Genomic DNA, 18,417 nt, shown 5'->3' with positions numbered 1-18,417 from the left:
CCATGACGGCGCGCGGATCTGGTGGGCGTCGTTCGGCGAGGGGCCGGCGGTCATCCTGCTGCATGGCGGCATGGGTCATGCCGGCAACTGGGGCTGGCAGATCGAGGCCCTGGCCGGCTATCGCGCGGTGGTGATCGACAGCCGGGGTCATGGGCGCAGCAGCCGCGATGACACGGCCTACAGCTATCAGTTGATGGCCTCCGACGTGACGGCGGTGATGGACGCGCTGGAGATTTCGCGCGCGGCCCTGGTGGGGTGGAGCGACGGCGCCTGCACGGCCCTGGTCCTGGCGGATCAGACGCCGGACCGGGTGGCGGGCGTCTTCTTCTTCGCCTGCAACATGGATCCGAGCGGCACGACCGAGATCGACGGTTCCAACCCCCTGCTGGGTCGCTGCATCGGCCGGCACCGGGCAGACTACGCCGCCCTGTCGGCGACCCCCGACGGCTTCCAGCCCTTCGCCGAGGCGGTGCAGATGATGCAGGCGAGCCAGCCGAACTATGGGCCGGGCGATCTGGCGCGGATCAAGGTCCCGGTGACCGTGGTCCAGGCCGAGCGCGATGAGTTCATCCGACCCGAGCATGCCGCCTATCTGGCAGCCACCATCCCGGACGCGGAACTGGTCGAGCTGGCCGGCGTCAGCCATTTCGCGCCCGTGCAGCGACCGGCGCTGTTCAACGCGGCGATGATGCGGTTCCTGGCGCGGGTTTCGCCCCCGTCTGCCTAGGCGTCCAGGACCTTGCCTGGAACGATGGTGACGCTCTCGCCGCAGCCGCAGGCGTCGGTCTCATTGGGATTGCGGAACACGAACTTGGCCGAAAGCTTGGCCACCTCATAGTCGATCACCGTGCCGATCAGGAACAGCACGGCCTTGGGCTCGATCAGTATGGTGACGCCCTGGTCCTCGACCACCTCGTCCAGGGGGCCGGCCTCCTGGGCGTATTCCAGGACGTATTCCTGGCCTGCGCAGCCGCCGTTCTTCACCCCGACCCGCAGCCCTTTGTGGCTGTCATCGGCGCGGGCCATGATCTCGCGCACCCGGTCGGCGGCCGCTGGCGTCAGGGAGACGACCTTGGGCCGGGGGCGTCGGGCGCGGGGGGCGGCGGGGGTCAGGTTCAGATCGGTCATTTGGATCACATATGGGGCTGATCGGGGCGATCAGAACATGTTGAGCTGAAGTTTCGCTTCATCCGACATGCGGGACGGGTCCCACGGCGGATCAAAGACCAGGTCGACCTTGCAGGATTTCAGCCCCTCGATCTCCATGACCGCGTCATGGACCCAGCCGGGCATCTCGCCAGCCACCGGACAGCCAGGGGCGGTGAGCGTCATGTCGATCGCCACCTCCTTCTCGTCGGAGACGTCGACCTTGTAGATCAGGCCGAGCTCATAGATGTCGACCGGGATCTCGGGGTCGAAGACCGACTTCAGCTTCTCGATCAGCTGATCGGTGATCGCGTCGAGCTCGCCTTGGCTGAGCGCGGTGGTTTCGGGAGCGGGGGTGGCGTCCATGGGAACTCTTAGGCGAAGAAGGCTTGGGTGCGGGTGAGCGCCTCGACGAAGGCGTCAGCCTCCGCCTCGGTATTATATAGGGCGAAGGAGGCGCGGGCCGAGGAGGTCACGCCGAAACGGCGCATCAAGGGCTCTGCGCAATGGGTCCCGGCGCGGACGGCGATACCGTAGCGGTCGAGGATCTGGGCCACGTCGTGGGCATGGGCGCCGTCGATGGTGAAGGACAGGATCGCCCCCTTGCCAGGCGCCTCGCCCAGCACCTTCAGCCAGTTGGCGCCGGCCAGGCCCTCGCGAACCCGGTGATAGAGGGCGTGCTCATGGGTGGCGATGGCCTCGCGGTCGAGCTTCATCAGCCAGTCCAGGGCCGCGCCGAAGCCGATGGCCTCGAGGATCGGCGGGGTGCCGGCCTCGAACCGGTGCGGCGGGTCGGCATAGGTGATGGCGTCGAGCGCCACCGATCCGATCATCTCGCCGCCGCCCTGATAGGGTGGCAGGTCGGCCAGACGCTCGGCCTTGCCATAGAGGACGCCGATGCCGGTCGGGCCATAGAGCTTGTGGGAGGAAAAGACGTAGAAATCGACGTCCAGCGCCTTCACGTCGACGCCCATGTGGACCACCGATTGGCAGCCATCAACCAGGACCAGCGCCCCCGCCGCATGGGCCAGGCGGGCGATCTCGGCCACCGGATTCACAGTGCCCAGCACATTGGACATGTGGGTGACCCCGACCAGCTTGGTCTTCGCCGTGATCAGGTCGGCATAGGCCGCCATGTCGAGCCGGCCATCGTCGAGCACCGGAACGAACTTCAGCACTACACCCTGCCGTTCGCGCAGGAAGTGCCAGGGGACGATATTGGCGTGATGCTCCATCTCGGTGAGCAGGATCTCGTCGCCGGCCTTCAGCGACTGGCCCAGCCCTGAGGCGACGAGGTTGATCGCCTCGGTCGCCCCCTTGGTGAAGACGATCTCGGTCTCGGCGGCGCCCACGAAGCGGGCCACCGATTGGCGCGCACGCTCATAGGCCTCGGTGGTTTCGTTGGCGAGCGTATGCAGGCCGCGATGGACGTTGGCGTAGGAGTGCTCCATCGCCCCGACCATGGCCTGGATCACCGGCCGCGGCTTCTGGGCCGAGGCGGCGCTGTCCAGATAGATCAAGGGCTTGCCGTTGACGGTTCGCGTCAGGATCGGGAACTCGCGGCGGGCGGCTTCGGCGTCGAAAGCCATGGTCAGACCTCCAGCCGCTGGGCGACCCAGGCCCTGGCGATCTCGCGGGCCGGCGCGTGTTCGATCCGCTCGATGACCTCGCCGACAAAGGCGGCCATCAGCAGGGCGCGGGCCTGGGGCTCGGGAATGCCGCGCTGGCGCATGTAGAACAGGGCCTCGTCGTCCAGGGCGCCGATGGTGTTGCCGTGGGCGCAGGAGACATCGTCGGCGAAGATCAGCAGTTCGGGCCGGGCGTCGACTTCGGCCTGGTCCGAGAGGATCAGGGCCTGGTGGCGCATGCGGGCGTCAGTCTGGTCGGCGCCCTCCTCCACCACGATGCGGCCCTGGAACACGCCGCGCGACTGATCGCGGACCACGCCCTTGGTCAGCTGGGCGGTGGTTCCGCCGACACCCTGGTGCAGGACCTCGGTGGTCTGGTCGGCGTGGCGCTTGTCGGCCAGCAGATAGGCGCCGTCGAGCCGCAGGTCTGCGCCCGCGCCGGGATGGGTGACCCGGGTCTCGATGCGCTGGCGACGGCCGCCGTCGGTCAGCACGGTCTGGGCGTAGCGGGCGCCTGCGGACAGGGTCACCTGGGCGGTGGAGACATTGATCCCCAGCTCGCCATCGGCGGCCAGCACGACGCGCTCCAGGCTGGCGCCGGGGGCGAGGGTGATGGACAGCGCATGGTCGGCCACATAGGCCTCGGCGTCGCCTTCGTAGCTTTCCAGCAGGATCAGCCGGGCGTTCTCCGCCACCTCGATGCGGGCCGTGGCCGCGTGGCTGCCGCCACCCAGAGCCGCGAAGTGCAGGGCCACCACATAGGGCTCGGCCGACTTGGCGCGGATGACCACCGGATCGGAGGCGTTGACCACGTGGATCGGCAGGCCGGCGAGATCGGCGAAGGGCCCGCGTGGCGGCTCGCCCGCGAACGGCTCCGACGGCTCCGGCAGGGCGCGGACCAGACCGCGCAGGTCGGTCCAGCGCCAGTCCTCGTCACGCTTGCCGGGAAGCTGGGTGACGTCGCGGGTCTTGAGGGCGGCGGCGAGGGTCAAGCGGCCCTCGCATATTTGTCATAGCCCTCGGCCTCGAGCTGGAGCGCGAGCTCCGGCCCGCCGGAGGCGACGATGCGGCCAGCGGCCAGCACATGCACGCGGTCGGGTTTGATGTAGTCCAGCAGGCGCTGATAGTGGGTGATCACCAGCATCGCGCGGTCGGGCGAGCGCACCGCATTGACGCCTTCGGAGACGATCTTCAGCGCGTCGATGTCGAGGCCGGAATCGGTCTCATCCAGGATGAGGAAGCGCGGCGAAAGGATCGCCATCTGAAGGATTTCCATCCGTTTCTTCTCGCCGCCTGAGAAGCCGACATTCAGCGGCCGCTTGAGCATCTCGAAGTCGATCTTCAGCTCGCCGGCCTTGATCCGGACCAGCTTCAGGAACTCGGGCGCAGAGACCTCGGCCTCGCCGCGGGCCTTGCGTTGCGCATTGAGCGCCGTGCGCAGGAAGGTGAGCGCCGGAACCCCTGGAATCTCCAGGGGATATTGGAAGGACAGGAACAGCCCCTTGGCGGCCCGCTCATTGGGGGCCAGCGCCAGCAGGTCCTCGCCATCGAGGGTCGCGGAGCCCTCGGTCACCTCATAGCCGGAGCGGCCAGTCAGCACATAGGACAGCGTCGACTTGCCCGCTCCGTTCGGCCCCATGATCGCGTGGACCTCGCCGGCCGGCACGTCGAGCGTGAGGCCCTTGATGATGTCCTTGCCGCCGACCTGGGCGTGGAGGTTCTCGATATGCAGCATCAGCGGGTCTCGTCGGCGAGGTATTGGGCGAACGTGTCCAGCGCCTGTTCGACGCTCTCGACATAGGCCTGCTTGCGGGGGGCGGCGGTCTGGGTGGTGGCGGTGCGCTTGTCGGCCGAGGTGACGTTGATCTGGCCGTCCTCGAAATAGGCGCGCAGGCGATAGTCGGCGTGCTCCAGCACCACGGTGTAGCGGCTGAGCTCGAGGCTGAGCTTCTTCTGGGCCAGGAAGTCCGGATCGGCGGCGATCGCATCATGCAGCTCGATGGCGCGGGTGTGATCGGCCTCCTGGCGCAGACGCTCAGCCTCGGCGCGGGCGCGGCGCTCAGCTTCGCGGCGGGCGTGCTCGGCTTCGAAGGCGGTGCGCAGGGTCACGGTCATGGTCGTCATCCGACGCTTCCTTCAAGACTGATGGCCACCAGCTTCTGGGCCTCGACCGCGAACTCCATCGGCAGTTCCTGGAGAACGTCCTTGACGAAGCCGTTGACCAGCAGCTGGACCGCCTCCTCCTGGGAGAGGCCACGCTGCATCACGTAGAACAGCTGGTCTTCGGAAAGCTTGGTCGTGGTCGCCTCGTGCTCGAAGACGCACGAGCCGTTGCGGGCCTCGACGTAGGGCACGGTGTGGGCCGCGCAGGTCTTGCCGATCAGCAGGCTGTCGCACTGGGTGAAGTTGCGTGCGCCCTTGGCCTTGGGGTGGGCCGAGACCAGGCCGCGATAGGTGTTGGAGCTGCGGCCGGCGCTGATGCCCTTGGAGATCACCCGCGAGCGCGAGCCTTCGCCCAGATGGATCATCTTGGTGCCGGTGTCGGCCTGCTGGCGGCCATTGGTGATGGCGATGGAATAGAACTCACCGACGCTGTCCTTGCCGCGCAGGACGCAGGACGGATATTTCCAGGTGATGGCCGAGCCGGTTTCGACCTGGGTCCAGGACACCTTGGAGCGGTCGCCCCGGCAGTCGGCGCGCTTGGTGACGAAGTTGTAGATGCCGCCCTTGCCGGTCTCGGGATCGCCCGGATACCAGTTCTGGACGGTGGAATATTTGATCTCGGCGTCGTCGTGGACCACCAGCTCGACCACGGCGGCGTGCAGCTGGTTCTCGTCGCGCATGGGGGCCGTGCAGCCCTCCAGATAGGAGACGTAGGCCCCGGCGTCGGCGATGATCAGGGTCCGCTCGAACTGGCCGGAGTTCTCCGCATTGATGCGGAAATAGGTCGAGAGCTCCATCGGACAGCGGACGCCCGGCGGCACATAGACGAAGCTGCCGTCGGAGAAGACCGCCGCGTTCAGGCAGGCATAGTAGTTGTCCGACACCGGCACGACCGAGCCCAGATATTTGCGCACCAGCTCCGGGTGCTCGCGGATCGCCTCGCTCATGGAGCAGAAGATCACGCCGGCCTGGCCCAGTTCCTTCTTGAAGGTGGTGACCACCGAGACCGAGTCGAACACGGCGTCGACCGCATAGCGCGGCGCGCCTTCAACCCCGGCCAGAACCGCCTGTTCCTTCAGGGGAATCCCCAGCTTGGCGTAGACCGCCAGGAGCTCCGGATCGACCTCGTCGAGGCTCTTGGGACCCGATTTCTCCTTGGGCGCGGCGTAGTAGTAGCTGTCCTGGTAGTCGATGGGCGGGAACTTGACCTTGGCCCACTCCGGCGCGTCCATGGCCAGCCAGCGCTCATAGGCCTCCAGTCGCCAGTCCAGCATCCATTGCGGCTCGCCCTTCTTGGCCGAGATGAACCGGACGATGTCGGCGGACAGGCCCTTGGGGGCGAATTCCTGGTCGATGTCGGTGACGAAGCCGTGCTGGTATTTCTCCAGGGCTTCAACGTGCTGGACGGTTTCCTTGACGGCGGCCATGGCGATACGCTCCTAAGCGGCCGGCGCGCGGTGACGCGCGACGAACTGGGAATGGGACTTCGACCAGGTCTCGACAAAGCTGGCCCAGTCGGCGGCCGTGGTTCCCCAGCCGCCGGAGACGCGGATCGCGCAGCCGCCGAGCTCGTCCTGGCCCATGGCGACCAGCACGTGGCTCGCCTTCACCTTGCCGGACGAACAGGCAGAGCCGGCGCTGACCATCAGGCCGGCCAGGTCCAGCGCCATGACCTGCAGGTCCGAACCCCAGCCCGGCATGGCCACGCACAGGGTGTTGGGCAAGCGCGGCGCGGCCTCGCCAATGACCACGGCGCCCAGGGCCTTCAGCGCGGCGGCTGCGGCGTCGCGGGGCGCGGGATCGATCGCCTCGACCATGGCCGCGCGGGCGGCGGCGGCGAGCCCCGCGATTCCCGCGACATTCTCGGTGCCGGCGCGGCGGCCGCGCTCCTGCCCACCCCCGTGCTGGCGGCGCACCAGGGTGGCCCGGGGGCCGAAGGTCAGCGCCCCCACGCCCTGGGGCCCACCGAATTTGTGGCCGGAGATCGCAAGCGTGTCTGCGCCCATGGCCCGGCTGTCGGTGAGGATCTTGCCGGCCGCCTGGATGGCGTCGACATGCAGCCAGCCCTCGGCGGCGCGGACCAGCTCGGAGGCCTCCAGCACGGGCTGGATCACCCCGGTCTCGTTATTGGCCAGCATCAGGGCGACGAAGGGCCGGCCGTCGGCGGGATCCCAGGCGGCGAGGCGCGCCTGCAGCCAGGCCAGATCGGCGACGCCGTCGGCGGTGACCGGCAGATATTCGACCGCAGCGCCGGAGACCTTGGCGGTCTCGATGACGCTGTCATGCTCGATGGCGCTGATGATCAGCCGCCTGGAGCCGGTGGCCACGGCGCTGTCGATGGCGAGCGCGTTCGCTTCCGTGCCGCAGCCGGTGAAGACCACGGTGGAGGCCGGGCCGCCAACCAGGGCGGCGATGTCATTACGCGCCGCTTCCACGACGGCGCGGGCCGTGCGGCCGGCGGCGTGGATCGAGGAGGGATTGCCGACCCGACCCAGGGTCTGGGCGATGGCGTCGATCGCCTGGGGCCTGACCGGACAGGTGGCGTTGTAGTCGAGATAGAGGCTCATGCGAGGGCGGCCTGCTGGGCCTGGGCCGTGGCGCTGAGTCGGCCCTGGGTGACGTCGGCCAGGGAGACCGAGGCCAGATAACCCTCGATCTGGCGGCCCATCTCTTCCCACAGGTCGTGGGTCATGCAGCGCTCGCCCTTCATCATGCAGCCCTTGGCCTTCACCCCGCAGCGGGTGGCGCGCAGGGGCTCGTCGACGGCGGTGACGATCTCGGCGATAGAGGTGGCCTCGGCGGTGCGGGCCAGCAGATAGCCGCCGCCCGGGCCGCGCAGGCTCTTCACCAAGCCCTTGCGGCGCAGGCGCGCGAACAGCTGTTCCAGATAGGACAGTGAGATCTGCTGGCGCTCGGCGATATCGGCCAGGCTGATGGCGCGTTCGCCGCAAGACCCGTCGCCCTGGCGACGAGCCAGATCGGCCATGGCCATCACGGCGTAGCGACCCTTGGTGCTGAGGCGCATGGTAGCAGAAACCCCACGTCGGTTTTTTCGAGCATCCGGGGAACCCCTTGTGCTAATAGCCGCCGCCTTGCGCAGGCGTCGGCCGGAGCGGGACCGGATGGTCGCGATCTAGGAAGACCCAGCGCATTAGTCAACTATTGGCGACGCGAATAAGAGGGTGGCATGCCTGAGGTGGTTCTGACCGGTGCGGCGGGGCGGATCGAGGGCCGATATTCGGCGGGCAAGACGGAGACGGCGCCGATCGCGCTGATCCTGCACCCGCACCCCAAGGCGGGCGGCCAGATGAACCATCCGGTCGCGGTGCAACTCTTCCACCTGTTCATGAAGCGCGGCTTCTCGGTGCTGCGGTTCAATTTCCGCGGCGTGGGCCGCAGCCAGGGCGAATTCGATTCGGGCATCGGCGAACTGGCTGACGCGGCCACGGCGCTGGACTGGCTGCAGTCGACCAATCCCGCCGCTTCGCAATGCTGGGTCGCCGGCTTCGATTTCGGCGCCTGGGTCGGCATGCAGCTGCTGATGCGTCGCCCGGAGACGGACGGCTTCATCTCGGTCTCGCCGCCGACCAACATGTACGACTTCTCCTTCCTGGCCCCCTGCCCGGCCTCGGGTCTGATGCTGCACGGCAGCGCAGACACCGTCACCCCGCCGGTCGAGGTCGAGCGCGTGGTCTCCAAGCTGCGCACCCAGAAAGGCATCGTCATCGATCATGAGGTCGTGGACGGCGCCACCCACTTCTGGGCGGAACACCTTCCCGAGGTCGAACGCCGCGTCGGCGCCTATCTCGACAAGCGCCTGGAAGCCACCCCGGCCTAGCGCTCTTAGCCCTCGTCCCGTTTACGGGGAGAGGGTTGGGTGAGGGGCTCTTGCTGAGACTCCGCGGCCTTTGAGCCGCCCAAAGACGCACCGCTTCGCGGCGCGCCCCTCACCCTGCCCTCTCCCCGCAAGCGGGGCGAGGGAAGTGATTCAGTAGATCAGGAACGGCCGGCGCGCTTCGAGCCAGGCCTGTTCGTCGGGCACGGTGATGGCGTCCAGGTCCGCCGGCGTCGAGGCCGGGTCGTCCACCCATTCCCGCAGACCCGGGCCGCCATTGATCACGTCGATGGCCAGCTTGCCGAACTCGTACTCGTAGGGGAAATCCCGCCAGAGGTCGTAGTCCGGATAGAGCCGGCGGATGGCCTTGAAGGCCAGGGCCTGGACCCGCCAGGGCCGGAAGACCGCGTGGTCGTAGCCGGTCTCGGTGTGGATCTGCACGCCGTTGCACTGTTTGCCGACATGCTTGTGGAAGGTCGGCTCGAACCAGATCTCCCGCAGGACGCAACCCTCAAGCCATTGCGGCGCGAAGGCGCGCATCTGCGCCAGCACGGCGCGGGCGTCGATGTCCGGCGCGCCGAACAGTTCCAGCGGGCGGGTGGTGCCGCGGCCTTCCGACAGGGTCGCGCCCTCCAGCATCACCGTGCCTGGATAGGCCCGCGCCATCCAGAGATTGGGGGCGTTGGGGCTGGGATTGACCCAGGTCCGCTCGCCCAGCGGCCAGCCGTAGCCGGGCCCCTGGTCCGGATGGTAGCCCTCCATCTCGATCACCCGGTAGGCGACCTTCAGATCGAAGGTCTTGATGAACCAATGACCGAGCTCACCCAGGGTCAGGCCGTGGCGCATGGGGATGGCGCCGGCGCCGACGAAGCTTTCCCAGCCGGGGATCAGGGTCAGGCCCTCTACGGGCCGGCCGGCCGGGTTTGGCCGATCGAGAACCCAGACCTCCTTGCCCTGGGCGGCCGCAGCCTCGAGCATATAGAGCAGGGTGGTGACGAAGGTGTAGATGCGGCAACCCAGGTCCTGCAGGTCGATCAGCACGACGTCGAAGGTGCTCATCATCTGGCCCGTCGGGCGGCGCACTTCGCCATAGAGGCTGAACACCGGCACGCCATGGACCGGATCGTTGAAGTCCGGGGACTCCATCATGTTGTCCTGCTTGTCGCCGCGCATGCCGTGCTGCGGGCCGAAGGCGGCGGTGAGGTTGAGGTCCGGGCAGGCCGACAGCGCGTCCAGCGCATGGGTCAGGTCTTCCGTCACCGAGGCCGGATGGGCCACCAGCGCCACGCGACGGCCGGCGAGGGGCGCGCGCAGCGCGGGGTCGGCGAGAAGTCGATCAAGTCCAAATTTCATGCGCGCTCTGCTGCGGTGATCAGGTGGGTGAAGCCGGCGTCGTGGTGGAAGTCCGCTCGGCCCGGCGGGTGGGCCAGCGCCCAGTAGGATTTCGCCCCATCGGTCTGTTCGATGATGGCGGTGAGCGCCAGTCTCCAGGCGGCGGGGGCCAGGTCGGGTGCGGACTCGAAGGAGAGCCGTCCGCTCAGGGTGAAGTGATCGGCGGCCGCCACCAGGGTGATACCCGGGTCCGCCACCTCCAGGGCCGGGCGCATGGCCTCGCGGTAGGCGCTGAAACGATAGGCCGCCCATTGGCCGGACGGGGCCAGATTGATCTCGTAATAGCCGGGCTTGCCCACCTCGCCTACGAAGGCCTCCAGGCAGGTGTGTCGCCACAGCTCGTCCGTGCGGGCGCTGGGGGCCGGCGGGGGGAGAAGAAGGCCGGAGACATCTCCGCTGACCACATAGGTCAGGGCGAGGGTCGCGCGCGTCGGCCAGGCGAGTTCGACCTCTACGCCGGCGGCCGCCTGCCCTTGCGAGTCCGGATGTCTGACCAAGGCGAGACGCATGCCCCCATGCTAGCGGCGACCGCCCAGGAGGTGGAGCCCAATTCGCTGACCCGGGTGCGAAGCTTGACGGCCGCCGCTTCCGCCCGCTAGCTAGAGCCATGATCGCCGTAGCGCCCGCCTCTCGCGCCTATTACCGCCGCTCCTAGAGCCGGCGCGGACGATCCCTTGCGCCCCCCTCACCCGGTCGGCGCCGTTCCCCCGCAAGGAAGCCACGGTCTTCGGCCTATCGCCGGAACCTGACCCATGCCTCTCGATCACCCTGACGAGCCCGTGCTAGAGCCCCGATCCATGACCGACGCCCCCAATTTCACCTCCGCGTTCCTGCGCACCATGCAGGCTCGGGGCTACATCCATCAGATCACCCACCCGACCGAGCTGGACGAGGCGGCGACCAAGGGGGCGATCACCGCCTATATCGGCTTCGACGCGACGGCCGCGAGCCTGCATGTCGGCCATCTGATCCAGATCATGATGCTGCGCCGGCTGCAGCAGTCCGGGCACAAGCCGATCGTGGTGATGGGCGGCGGCACCACCAAGGTGGGCGATCCGACCGACAAGGACGGCCAGCGCCCCCTGCTCACCCACGACCAGATCCAGGCCAATATCGCCACCATCCGCGGGACCTTCGAGAAATTCCTGACCTTCGGCGACGGCCCGGCCGACGCCATCATGGTCGACAATGACGAGTGGCTGTCGAAGTTCGGCTATGTCGAGTTCCTCCGGAACTACGGCGTCCATTTCACGGTCAACCGCATGCTGGCCTTCGACAGCGTCAAGGCCCGGCTCGACCGCGAGCAGCCGATGACCTTCCTTGAGTTCAACTACATGCTGATGCAGTCGGTGGACTTCCTGGAGCTGGAGCGCCGTTACAGCTGCCTCCTGCAGATGGGCGGCTCTGACCAGTGGGGCAATATCGTCAACGGGGTGGAGCTGATCCGCCGCGTGGACCAGAAGCCGGCCTTTGGCCTGACCACGCCCCTGCTCTCGACCGCGTCGGGCCAGAAGATGGGCAAGACCGTGGGCGGGGCCGTGTGGCTGAACGCCGACCTGCGCAGCCCCTATGACTATTGGCAGTTCTGGCGGAACACCGAGGACGCCGACGTGGCCCGGTTCATGCGGCTGTTCACCGACCTGCCCCTGGACGAGGTCGAGCGCTACGCCGCCATGCAGGGCGCGGACATCAACGAGGCCAAGAAGGTGCTGGCCAACGCCGCGACCACCCTGCTGCACGGGGCGGAGGCGGCGGCGACGGCCGAGGCCGCAGCGCGGGCGGCCTTCGAGGAGGGCGCGCTCTCCGCCGACCTGCCCACCCACGAGATCCCGGCCGCGGAGCTGGAGGCCGGCATCGTGCTGGCGGCCCTGGCGGCCGACGCCGGCTTGGCCGGATCGCGCGGCGAGGCGCGACGCCTCGCCCAGGGCGGCGGTCTGCGGGTCAATGACAAGGCCGAGACCGACGCCAACCGCACCATCACCTCCGCCGACCTCGAAGGCGGCGTGGTCAAGCTGGCTGCGGGCAAGAAGAAGATCGTGCTGGTCAAGCCGGTCTAGGGAGGGGCTTGCCCCCTCCCTCACCGCCCCCTAACTCACCTTCCAACCGCAGGATGGAGACGACGATGAGCGTGGAAGCCGGGGCCAGGGCGCCTGAATTCGAACTGGCGGGCGTGGACGGACCGATCCGGTCGGCGGACTTCGCGGGCAAGCCCTTCGTGATCTATTTCTACCCGAAGGACGACACCACCGGCTGCACGCGCGAAGCTCAGGATTTCTCGGCTCTAGCGGCCGAATTCGCCGCCCTCGGGGCGCCCGTTTTGGGGGTCTCCAAGGACTCCGTCGCCAGTCACAGGAAGTTTACCGCGAAATATGGCCTGACCATCCCGCTGGGCTCCGATCCGGAGGGCGAGGTCATCGCCCGCTACGGCTCCTGGGTCGAAAAGAGCATGTATGGGCGGCAGTACATGGGCATCGACCGATCCACCTTTCTGGTCGACGCCCAGGGCGTCGTCGCGCGAGTGTGGCGCAAGGTAAAGACCCCCGGTCACGCCGCCGAGGTGCTGAAGGCGGCGCAATCCCTTTAAGGTCAAGCTTTCAGAGGTCGGCAAGCCGTCCGCGCCGCCGGCTCGGACAGGCTGAGTGCCCGCCGGGAAGCACGGTCAGGCTGTTGTACATATGTCGCGACGGGTCGGATTGTGGCCCGCCAGGCCCCTAGTTTCGCGCTGGCGCCTAGCGCGGCCATTTACCGTTCGATAACCGTTCTCGTTAACAGTCGCCGGATATCGGCCGCAGGCTCCCTCCTTGCGCGAAGGGCCTTGCGTGGCCCCACGATCTCATTGCATATCCCTGGAACCTTAAGTTCCTTTCCCGATGCGGTGAGCATGACACGCTTTGCGCGCCTTCGCCGATCGCTCGAAGAGCTCTTCCCAGAACGCCATCTCTATGTCCGCTCCGGCGGGGAGATGCGCGCCTTTGTCCTGACCACCGGCAAGCAGCTGATGGCCGCCGGTGTCGTAGCGGTCTGCGCGCTCTGGATGGGCATCTGCACGGCGTCCATGATGGTCAACGCCATGGCGCTTTCGGCGACCGATCAGGAAATCGCCCGCACCCAGGCGAAGTACGAACGCTGGATCGCCGACCGCCAAGCGCGGCTGAACAGCGCCGTGGCCCAGCTGAACGCCACCAACGGCTCCATCGACGACGTCGCCCTGACCATAGAGAAGCGCCACGCCGCGCTGGCCATGTTGCTGACCGACATCAAGGGTGAGCCCGGGGTGGTCCAGGCCCTGGCCCCGACCATCCGCCGCGCCAGCGTCTCGCCGGCCGGCGCCAGCCCGATGCGCCGCATCGAGCTCGTGCGCGCCAGCCAGGAGCGCCTGATCGACGCGGCCGACAACTTCGCCCGTGGCCGGGCCGATCGCCTGCGCCTGGCCTTCCGTCTCGCGGGCCTGACGCCGTCGTCCTACATGCCCAAGGGCGGCGCGCTCGGCGGTCCGCTGATCGAGGCCAAGGACCCCCGCGCCCTCGCCGCTGTGCTCGACGTGGACGAGGGTTTCGCTGAACGGATTCAGCACGCCGCGACCAATCTGTCGGAAGCCTCGGCCCTGTCCGACGCCGCCGAGAAGCTGCCCTTCGCGCGGCCGACCAACCACACCGGGACCTCCAGCGGCTTCGGCGTGCGCTTCGATCCCTTCACCGGCCGCCCGGCGTTCCATTCGGGCCTGGATTTCGTCGGCGGGTTCGGGGTGCCGATCTATGTGACGGCGCCGGGCGTCGTGTCCTTCACGGGGGTTCGCTCAGGCTATGGCAACACCATCGAGGTGGACCACGGCGGCGGATTCAAGACCCGCTACGCCCACCTGCAGGCCATCGGCGTCCAGGTCGGTCAGCGGCTGGCCGTGGGCCAACGCATCGGGGCCATGGGCTCCACCGGCCGCTCCACGGGGCCGCATCTCCATTACGAGGTCTGGGTCAACGGACGCGCCCAGAACCCCGACCGCTTTGTGAAAGCCGGCGATTATGTTCAGCAAGCAAGCTAAGACCCCCGCCAAAGCCACGGTGAAGTTCGACGCGCCACCAGCGCCTTTGCCCACCGATCCGGCGGCGGCCCGTAAGATCGCGCCCAAGGCCGCCTCGCTGATCTCCGAGAACCTGGTCATCGAAGGCGGCGTCACCGGTGAGGGCGAGGTCCAGATCGACGGCGTGGTCCGCGGTGACGTCCGGGTCGGCAAGCTGACCGTGGGTGAGACCGGCCACATCGAAGGCAATGTCTATGCCGAGGCCGTCGAGGCGCGTGGCCGGATCATCGGCGGCATCACCTCCAAGCAGGTCCGCCTCTACGGCACCGCCTATATCGACGGCGACATCACCCATGAGCAGCTGGCCATGGAGACGGGCGCCTTCTTCCAGGGCCGCAGCCTGAAGTTCCAGCGTCCCGTCGCCCCGCAGATGCAGCCCGCCCCGACCCCGGTCGCCGCCCAAGGCAGCCCTGCCCCGGCGCCCAAGCCGGTCTAGAGAGGTTTGACGGGCGTCATTGCGCCCGCGCCAAGGTGGCCTAGAGTGACCCTGCTCAGATAGGGGTCACGCCATGCCGCTGATGTTCGAACCCTTGCGGAAGTACGCCGACTTCCAGGGCCGCGCGAGCCGTGGCGAGTACTGGCAGTTCTTCCTGCTCCTGGTCCTGGTCAATGTCGCGGTCTCGATCGTCGGCGGCGGCGGCGGCTTCGGGTGGGGCGCCTGGGGCTGGGGATGGGGCCATCACCACTATCACCATATGTGGGGCAACCCGTTCTCCGGGCTGGTCCACCTGGGCTATCTGGTCTTCTGCCTCTACGTGCTGATCCCTAGCCTGGCGGTCGCGTTCCGGCGTCTGCACGACACGGATCGCTCAGCCTGGTGGCTGCTGCTGGGGATCTTCCCGTTCATAGGCCAGCTGGTCCTGCTGATCTTCATGATCCTGGAGGGCACGCGCGGCGACAACCGCTTCGATCCCGACCCGAACCATGTGGAAGACCCGGCGGCGGTGATCTAGGCTTCGCCCCTAGCCTTCCCGCGTCACGCCCACGCGCTGGGCCAGGCTCGCGCCCATGAAGGCGTCGAGATCGCCATCGAGCACCCCTTGGGTGTCGGAAGTCTCCACGTTGGTCCGCAGATCCTTGACCATCTGATAGGGCTGCAGGACGTAGGAGCGAATCTGGTGACCCCAGCCGATGTCGGTCTTCTGATCTTCCAGGGCCTGGGCCGCCGCCTCACGCTTCTGCAGCTCCAGCTCATAGAGGCGGGCGCGCAGCATCTTCCACGCCTCCTCCCTGTTCTGGTGCTGTGAGCGGCCGGCCTGGCAGGCCACGGCGACGCCGGTCGGGATGTGGGTCAGGCGGACGGCCGAGTCGGTCTTGTTGATGTGCTGACCGCCGGCGCCGGAGGCGCGATAGGTGTCGGTGCGCACGTCGGAGGGATTGATGTCGATGACGATGGCGTCGTCGACCACGGGATAGACCCAGACCGAGGCGAAGCTGGTGTGGCGCTTGGCGGCGGCGTCGAAGGGCGAGATGCGGACCAGGCGGTGGACGCCGGCCTCGGTCTTCAGCCAGCCATAGGCGTTCTGGCCCTTGATCTGCAGGGTGACCGACTTGATCCCGGCCTGTTCGCCCGCGGTCTCTTCCAGGAAGTCGACGGTCATGCCGTGCTGCTGGGCCCAGCGGGTGTACATGCGCAGCAGCATGCCGGCCCAGTCGCAGGACTCGGTGCCGCCGGCCCCGGAATTGATTTCCACAAAGGCGTCATTGCCGTCGGCTTCGCCGGACAGCAGGGCCTCGAGCTCGGCGCGGGCGCCGCGATCCTTGAGCGCCTTAAGCTGGCCGCGCGCTTCCTCGAGGCTGGCCTCGTCGCCCTCCTCGTCCGCCATTTCGGCATAGCCGAGCGCGTCTTCCAGATCGCGTTCCAGGCCGCGCACCGCCTCCACCGAACTGGCCAGGCGGGTGCGTTCGCGCATCAGGGCCTGGGCGGCGGTGGCGTCATCCCACAGGGTCGGATCCTCGACCCGAGCGTTCAGCTCATGCAGTTTTCGAAGGGCAGGTTCCCAGTCAAAGACGCCTCCTGAGCAGTTCAATCGACTGCTCGATGTCGGCCTTGGCAGCCTCGACATCCGCTCTCATGGGACTCTCCGGTAACGCGTAAGGGCGGGGACTTAAGGCGCGCCGCGCCCTAGTACAAGCCGCTCATATCATCCTGCTTCTTCGCCGGCGTCGCCATGGGGGCGGTGGTCGGCAGTTGGGCGGATGGGACGAAGTTATAGGGCACGGGCCCGGCAGGCAGCAGGCCGATGTCGGCGACCTTGGGCTCGGTGCCCGGCCGGAACGCCTCGCGGATACCGCGGACCATGGCGAACTTGGCGTTCTTGGGCGCCTTGAAGTCGGACTTGGGCAGGTCCTTGGTCGCCGACTGCATGAACTCGGTGAAGATCGGCGCGGCGTCGACCGTGCCCGTCTCACCTTCGCCGAGGCTGCGATTGTCGTCATAGCCTACGAACACACCGGCCACGATCTGGGGGGTGAAGCCCACGAACCAGGCCGATCGATATTCATTGGTGGTGCCGGTCTTGCCGCCGACCGGTCGGCCCAGCACCGAGACCGAGGTCGCCGTGCCGCGCTGGACCACGCCCTGCAGCATGGAGGTGATCTGATAGGCGGTGATCGGGTCGAACATCTGGTCGCCGGTCGGATTGATCCGGGGGCTCTCGTCGCCGTTGAAGCCGGTCTCACAGCGCGGGCAATCGCGCTTGTCGGCTCGGAAGATCGTCTTGCCCTGCCCGTCCTGGACCACTTCGATCAGGTGCGGCTCGACCTTGCGGCCGCCATTGACGAAGGAGGCATAGGCTGCGGTCAGCTTGAAGGGCGTGGTCTCGCCGGCGCCCAGCGCCATGGCCAGCACCGGCTGCATGTCGCGCACCACGCCCAGCCGGATCGCCAGGTCGCGGATCTTCTGCATGCCGACGCCCTGGGCCAGGCGCACGGTCATGGCGTTGCGCGACAGCTCCAGGCCCTTGCGCAGTTGCAGGGCGCCATAGAATTTCTTGTTGTAGTTCTCCGGCGACCAGTCGGCCCCGTCATTGCCCTTCAGGGTGATGGGCGAGTCCATGACGATACTGGCGGGGGTGTAGCCGTTCTCCAGCGCCGTGGCGTAGACGATCGGCTTGAAGGCCGAGCCCGGTTGACGCATCGCCTGGGTGGCGCGGTTGAAGCTCGACAGCGAGAAGGAGTAGCCGCCGACCATCGCCAGGACCCGGCCTGAATTGGGCTCCATGGCCACCAGGGCCCCATTGACCGCAGGCACCTGGCGCAGATGGAAGCCGCCGGTCTCGGCGGGTTCGACGAAGATCAGATCGCCGACATTCAGCCCCTTGCCCGCCTTGGCCCAGGCGACATCCTCGCCGACCAGGGCGCCGGTCTGACCGGTTTCAGCGACCTTGATGCGAACAGCGCCTCCGGCCTCGGTGACCACGGCGGCGCGCCAGGCGCGGCGCTCCGAAGGTCCCTGGACCTTCTTGGCCATGGCTTCCCAACCGGGCTGAATGGTCACGCGGCCCCAGGCCCCCCGCCAGCCGTGGCGGCGATCATAGGTCTCCAGGCCGTGCATCAGCGCCACCCGGGCGGCGGTCTGCATGGCCGGATCCAGGGTGGTGCGCATGTAGAAGCCGCCCTCATTGAGGCGCGGGCCGAGGGTGGCGAGCCCGCGGCGGCGGACCTCCTCGACGAAGAAGTCGGCGTCGCGGTACTTGGCGCGGCTGGGGGCGAGCTGGACCTTCAGGTCCTCCTTCATCGCCTTCTCGGCCTCGGCCTTGGACACCCAGCCCAGTTCGGCCATCTGGCCCAGGATCCAGTTGCGGCGGCCGATGGCCTGGGCCTTGCGGCGGATCGGGTGATAATTGTCCGGCCCCTTGGGCAGGGCGGCCAGATAGGCGCACTCGGCCAGGCTGAGGTCGGAAATCGACTTGCCGAAATAGTTGTAGGCGGCGGCGCCGACCCCGAAGGAGCGGTAGCCCAGCCAGATTTCGTTCAGATAGAGTTCGAGGATCTGCTCCTTGGTCAGCGTCTGCTCAAGACGCCGGGCCAGGATGGCCTCTTTGATCTTGCGGCCAAGCGCGACGTCGTTGGTCAGAAGGACGTTCTTGGCCACCTGCTGGGTGATCGTCGAGCCGCCCTGCATCCGCCGCCCGCGCGCCAGGTTCATCACATCGCGGGTCAGCGCCCGGCCG

Annotated in this window: 20 protein-coding genes; 7 read left to right on the top strand and 13 right to left on the bottom strand. The window is 67.8% G+C overall.

The genetic code is table 11. From position 1 onward, the window contains the following. Window positions 1-727 (top strand): alpha/beta fold hydrolase (locus tag Q7P21_RS11660; RefSeq protein WP_304177200.1); only part of this gene is annotated, 727 nt, incomplete at its 5' end. Here the strand turns inward: Q7P21_RS11660 and Q7P21_RS11655 are convergent. From Q7P21_RS11655 to Q7P21_RS11615, 9 genes are read right to left on the bottom strand one after another with little or no spacing between them, the layout of a single operon-like run. After that, entirely contained in the window at window positions 724-1,128 is a 405-nt protein-coding gene (locus Q7P21_RS11655; RefSeq protein ID WP_304166756.1) for an iron-sulfur cluster assembly accessory protein, read from the bottom strand. The genes Q7P21_RS11660 and Q7P21_RS11655 overlap by 4 nt on opposite strands. 30 nt (window positions 1,129-1,158) lie before the next feature. Further along, window positions 1,159-1,512: an SUF system Fe-S cluster assembly protein gene (locus Q7P21_RS11650; protein WP_304166754.1), complete on the bottom strand. Its 354-nt coding sequence runs from the start codon at window positions 1,510-1,512 to the stop codon at window positions 1,159-1,161. A gap of 8 nt (window positions 1,513-1,520) precedes the next feature. Next, a complete protein-coding gene (locus tag Q7P21_RS11645; protein ID WP_304177199.1) occupies window positions 1,521-2,735 on the bottom strand; it encodes a cysteine desulfurase in 1,215 nt (404 codons plus the stop codon). 2 nt (window positions 2,736-2,737) lie between these two features. Continuing rightward, complete coding sequence (gene sufD / locus Q7P21_RS11640) at window positions 2,738-3,766, bottom strand: Fe-S cluster assembly protein SufD (RefSeq protein WP_304169991.1); 1,029 nt, start codon at window positions 3,764-3,766, stop codon at window positions 2,738-2,740. Continuing rightward, entirely contained in the window at window positions 3,763-4,509 is a 747-nt protein-coding gene (gene sufC / locus Q7P21_RS11635; protein ID WP_304169992.1) for a Fe-S cluster assembly ATPase SufC, read from the bottom strand. Before sufC ends, sufD begins: the two co-directional genes overlap by 4 nt. After that, window positions 4,509-4,898 carry a hypothetical protein gene (locus tag Q7P21_RS11630; RefSeq protein WP_304169993.1) on the bottom strand — a complete coding sequence of 130 codons (390 nt, stop codon included), beginning with the start codon at window positions 4,896-4,898 and terminating at the stop codon, window positions 4,509-4,511. Before Q7P21_RS11630 ends, sufC begins: the two co-directional genes overlap by 1 nt. Next, window positions 4,895-6,364, bottom strand: a complete 1,470-nt coding sequence (gene sufB, locus Q7P21_RS11625; protein WP_304169994.1) for a Fe-S cluster assembly protein SufB — start codon at window positions 6,362-6,364, stop codon at window positions 4,895-4,897. Before sufB ends, Q7P21_RS11630 begins: the two co-directional genes overlap by 4 nt. A 12-nt stretch (window positions 6,365-6,376) precedes the next feature. Then, window positions 6,377-7,504, bottom strand: coding sequence for a cysteine desulfurase family protein (locus Q7P21_RS11620; protein WP_304169995.1), 1,128 nt, complete (start codon window positions 7,502-7,504; stop codon window positions 6,377-6,379). Then, the gene (locus Q7P21_RS11615) at window positions 7,501-7,962 is read right to left on the bottom strand and encodes an Rrf2 family transcriptional regulator (protein ID WP_304169996.1); all 462 of its coding nucleotides are present in this window, start codon (window positions 7,960-7,962) and stop codon (window positions 7,501-7,503) included. Before Q7P21_RS11615 ends, Q7P21_RS11620 begins: the two co-directional genes overlap by 4 nt. Window positions 7,963-8,124: 162 nt before the next feature. Here Q7P21_RS11615 and Q7P21_RS11610 point away from each other — a divergent pair, with 162 nt between their 5' ends. Further along, entirely contained in the window at window positions 8,125-8,775 is a 651-nt protein-coding gene (locus Q7P21_RS11610) for an alpha/beta hydrolase (protein ID WP_304169997.1), read from the top strand. Between the two features lie 150 nt (window positions 8,776-8,925). On the opposite strand, the gene Q7P21_RS11605 is transcribed toward Q7P21_RS11610, so the two are convergent. After that, a complete protein-coding gene (locus tag Q7P21_RS11605; protein ID WP_304177197.1) occupies window positions 8,926-10,125 on the bottom strand; it encodes a DUF1343 domain-containing protein in 1,200 nt (399 codons plus the stop codon). Next, entirely contained in the window at window positions 10,122-10,673 is a 552-nt protein-coding gene (locus Q7P21_RS11600; protein ID WP_304177195.1) for a DOMON-like domain-containing protein, read from the bottom strand. The genes Q7P21_RS11605 and Q7P21_RS11600 overlap by 4 nt, the downstream gene beginning before the upstream one ends. Window positions 10,674-10,916: 243 nt before the next feature. Here Q7P21_RS11600 and tyrS point away from each other — a divergent pair, with 243 nt between their 5' ends. From tyrS to Q7P21_RS11575, 5 genes are all read left to right on the top strand, one after another. After that, window positions 10,917-12,221, top strand: a complete 1,305-nt coding sequence (gene tyrS, locus Q7P21_RS11595) for a tyrosine--tRNA ligase (RefSeq protein ID WP_304177193.1) — start codon at window positions 10,917-10,919, stop codon at window positions 12,219-12,221. 65 nt (window positions 12,222-12,286) lie between these two features. Then, entirely contained in the window at window positions 12,287-12,748 is a 462-nt protein-coding gene (locus Q7P21_RS11590) for a peroxiredoxin (protein ID WP_304170001.1), read from the top strand. 291 nt (window positions 12,749-13,039) lie between these two features. Then, window positions 13,040-14,203 carry a M23 family metallopeptidase gene (locus Q7P21_RS11585; RefSeq protein WP_304170002.1) on the top strand — a complete coding sequence of 388 codons (1,164 nt, stop codon included), beginning with the start codon at window positions 13,040-13,042 and terminating at the stop codon, window positions 14,201-14,203. Next, complete coding sequence (locus Q7P21_RS11580) at window positions 14,184-14,678, top strand: polymer-forming cytoskeletal protein (protein WP_304170003.1); 495 nt, start codon at window positions 14,184-14,186, stop codon at window positions 14,676-14,678. The genes Q7P21_RS11585 and Q7P21_RS11580 overlap by 20 nt, the downstream gene beginning before the upstream one ends. Window positions 14,679-14,751: 73 nt before the next feature. After that, window positions 14,752-15,195: a DUF805 domain-containing protein gene (locus Q7P21_RS11575; RefSeq protein ID WP_304177191.1), complete on the top strand. Its 444-nt coding sequence runs from the start codon at window positions 14,752-14,754 to the stop codon at window positions 15,193-15,195. 9 nt (window positions 15,196-15,204) lie between these two features. Here the strand turns inward: Q7P21_RS11575 and prfB are convergent. Together prfB and Q7P21_RS11565 are read right to left on the bottom strand one after the other, a co-directional pair. Continuing rightward, window positions 15,205-16,318, bottom strand: a protein-coding gene (gene prfB, locus Q7P21_RS11570; RefSeq protein WP_304168850.1) for a peptide chain release factor 2 whose coding sequence is annotated in 2 segments (ribosomal slippage) — window positions 15,205-16,248 and window positions 16,250-16,318 — 1,113 coding nt in all. Because the reading frame shifts where the segments join, the coding sequence is not laid out codon by codon here. A 49-nt stretch (window positions 16,319-16,367) separates the two neighbouring features. Continuing rightward, a partial coding sequence (locus Q7P21_RS11565; protein WP_304177190.1) for a penicillin-binding protein 1A occupies window positions 16,368-18,417 on the bottom strand: 2,050 nt, incomplete at its 5' end.

It is taken from the genome of Phenylobacterium aquaticum (genome assembly GCF_947378715.1).
Classification (GTDB): Bacteria; Pseudomonadota; Alphaproteobacteria; order Caulobacterales; family Caulobacteraceae; genus Phenylobacterium; species Phenylobacterium aquaticum_A.
The sequence above is the reverse complement of the archived record's forward strand: the minus strand, read 5'-3'. Positions and strand labels throughout refer to the sequence as shown.

Excerpts from the sequence above, each read along its gene's own strand:
- Q7P21_RS11655 (WP_304166756.1), bottom strand. The coding sequence starts at position 1,128 with ATGACCGATCTGAACCTGACCCCCGCCGCCCCCCGCGCCCGACGCCCC.
- Q7P21_RS11650 (WP_304166754.1), bottom strand. The coding sequence starts at position 1,512 with ATGGACGCCACCCCCGCTCCCGAAACCACCGCGCTCAGCCAAGGCGAG.
- Q7P21_RS11645 (WP_304177199.1), bottom strand. The coding sequence starts at position 2,735 with ATGGCTTTCGACGCCGAAGCCGCCCGCCGCGAGTTCCCGATCCTGACG.
- sufC (WP_304169992.1), bottom strand. The coding sequence starts at position 4,509 with ATGCTGCATATCGAGAACCTCCACGCCCAGGTCGGCGGCAAGGACATC.
- Q7P21_RS11630 (WP_304169993.1), bottom strand. The coding sequence starts at position 4,898 with ATGACGACCATGACCGTGACCCTGCGCACCGCCTTCGAAGCCGAGCAC.
- sufB (WP_304169994.1), bottom strand. The coding sequence starts at position 6,364 with ATGGCCGCCGTCAAGGAAACCGTCCAGCACGTTGAAGCCCTGGAGAAA.
- Q7P21_RS11620 (WP_304169995.1), bottom strand. The coding sequence starts at position 7,504 with ATGAGCCTCTATCTCGACTACAACGCCACCTGTCCGGTCAGGCCCCAG.
- Q7P21_RS11615 (WP_304169996.1), bottom strand. The coding sequence starts at position 7,962 with ATGCGCCTCAGCACCAAGGGTCGCTACGCCGTGATGGCCATGGCCGAT.
- Q7P21_RS11610 (WP_304169997.1), top strand. The coding sequence starts at position 8,125 with ATGCCTGAGGTGGTTCTGACCGGTGCGGCGGGGCGGATCGAGGGCCGA.
- Q7P21_RS11605 (WP_304177197.1), bottom strand. The coding sequence starts at position 10,125 with ATGAAATTTGGACTTGATCGACTTCTCGCCGACCCCGCGCTGCGCGCG.
- Q7P21_RS11600 (WP_304177195.1), bottom strand. The coding sequence starts at position 10,673 with ATGCGTCTCGCCTTGGTCAGACATCCGGACTCGCAAGGGCAGGCGGCC.
- tyrS (WP_304177193.1), top strand. The coding sequence starts at position 10,917 with ATGCCTCTCGATCACCCTGACGAGCCCGTGCTAGAGCCCCGATCCATG.
- Q7P21_RS11590 (WP_304170001.1), top strand. The coding sequence starts at position 12,287 with ATGAGCGTGGAAGCCGGGGCCAGGGCGCCTGAATTCGAACTGGCGGGC.
- Q7P21_RS11580 (WP_304170003.1), top strand. The coding sequence starts at position 14,184 with ATGTTCAGCAAGCAAGCTAAGACCCCCGCCAAAGCCACGGTGAAGTTC.
- Q7P21_RS11575 (WP_304177191.1), top strand. The coding sequence starts at position 14,752 with ATGCCGCTGATGTTCGAACCCTTGCGGAAGTACGCCGACTTCCAGGGC.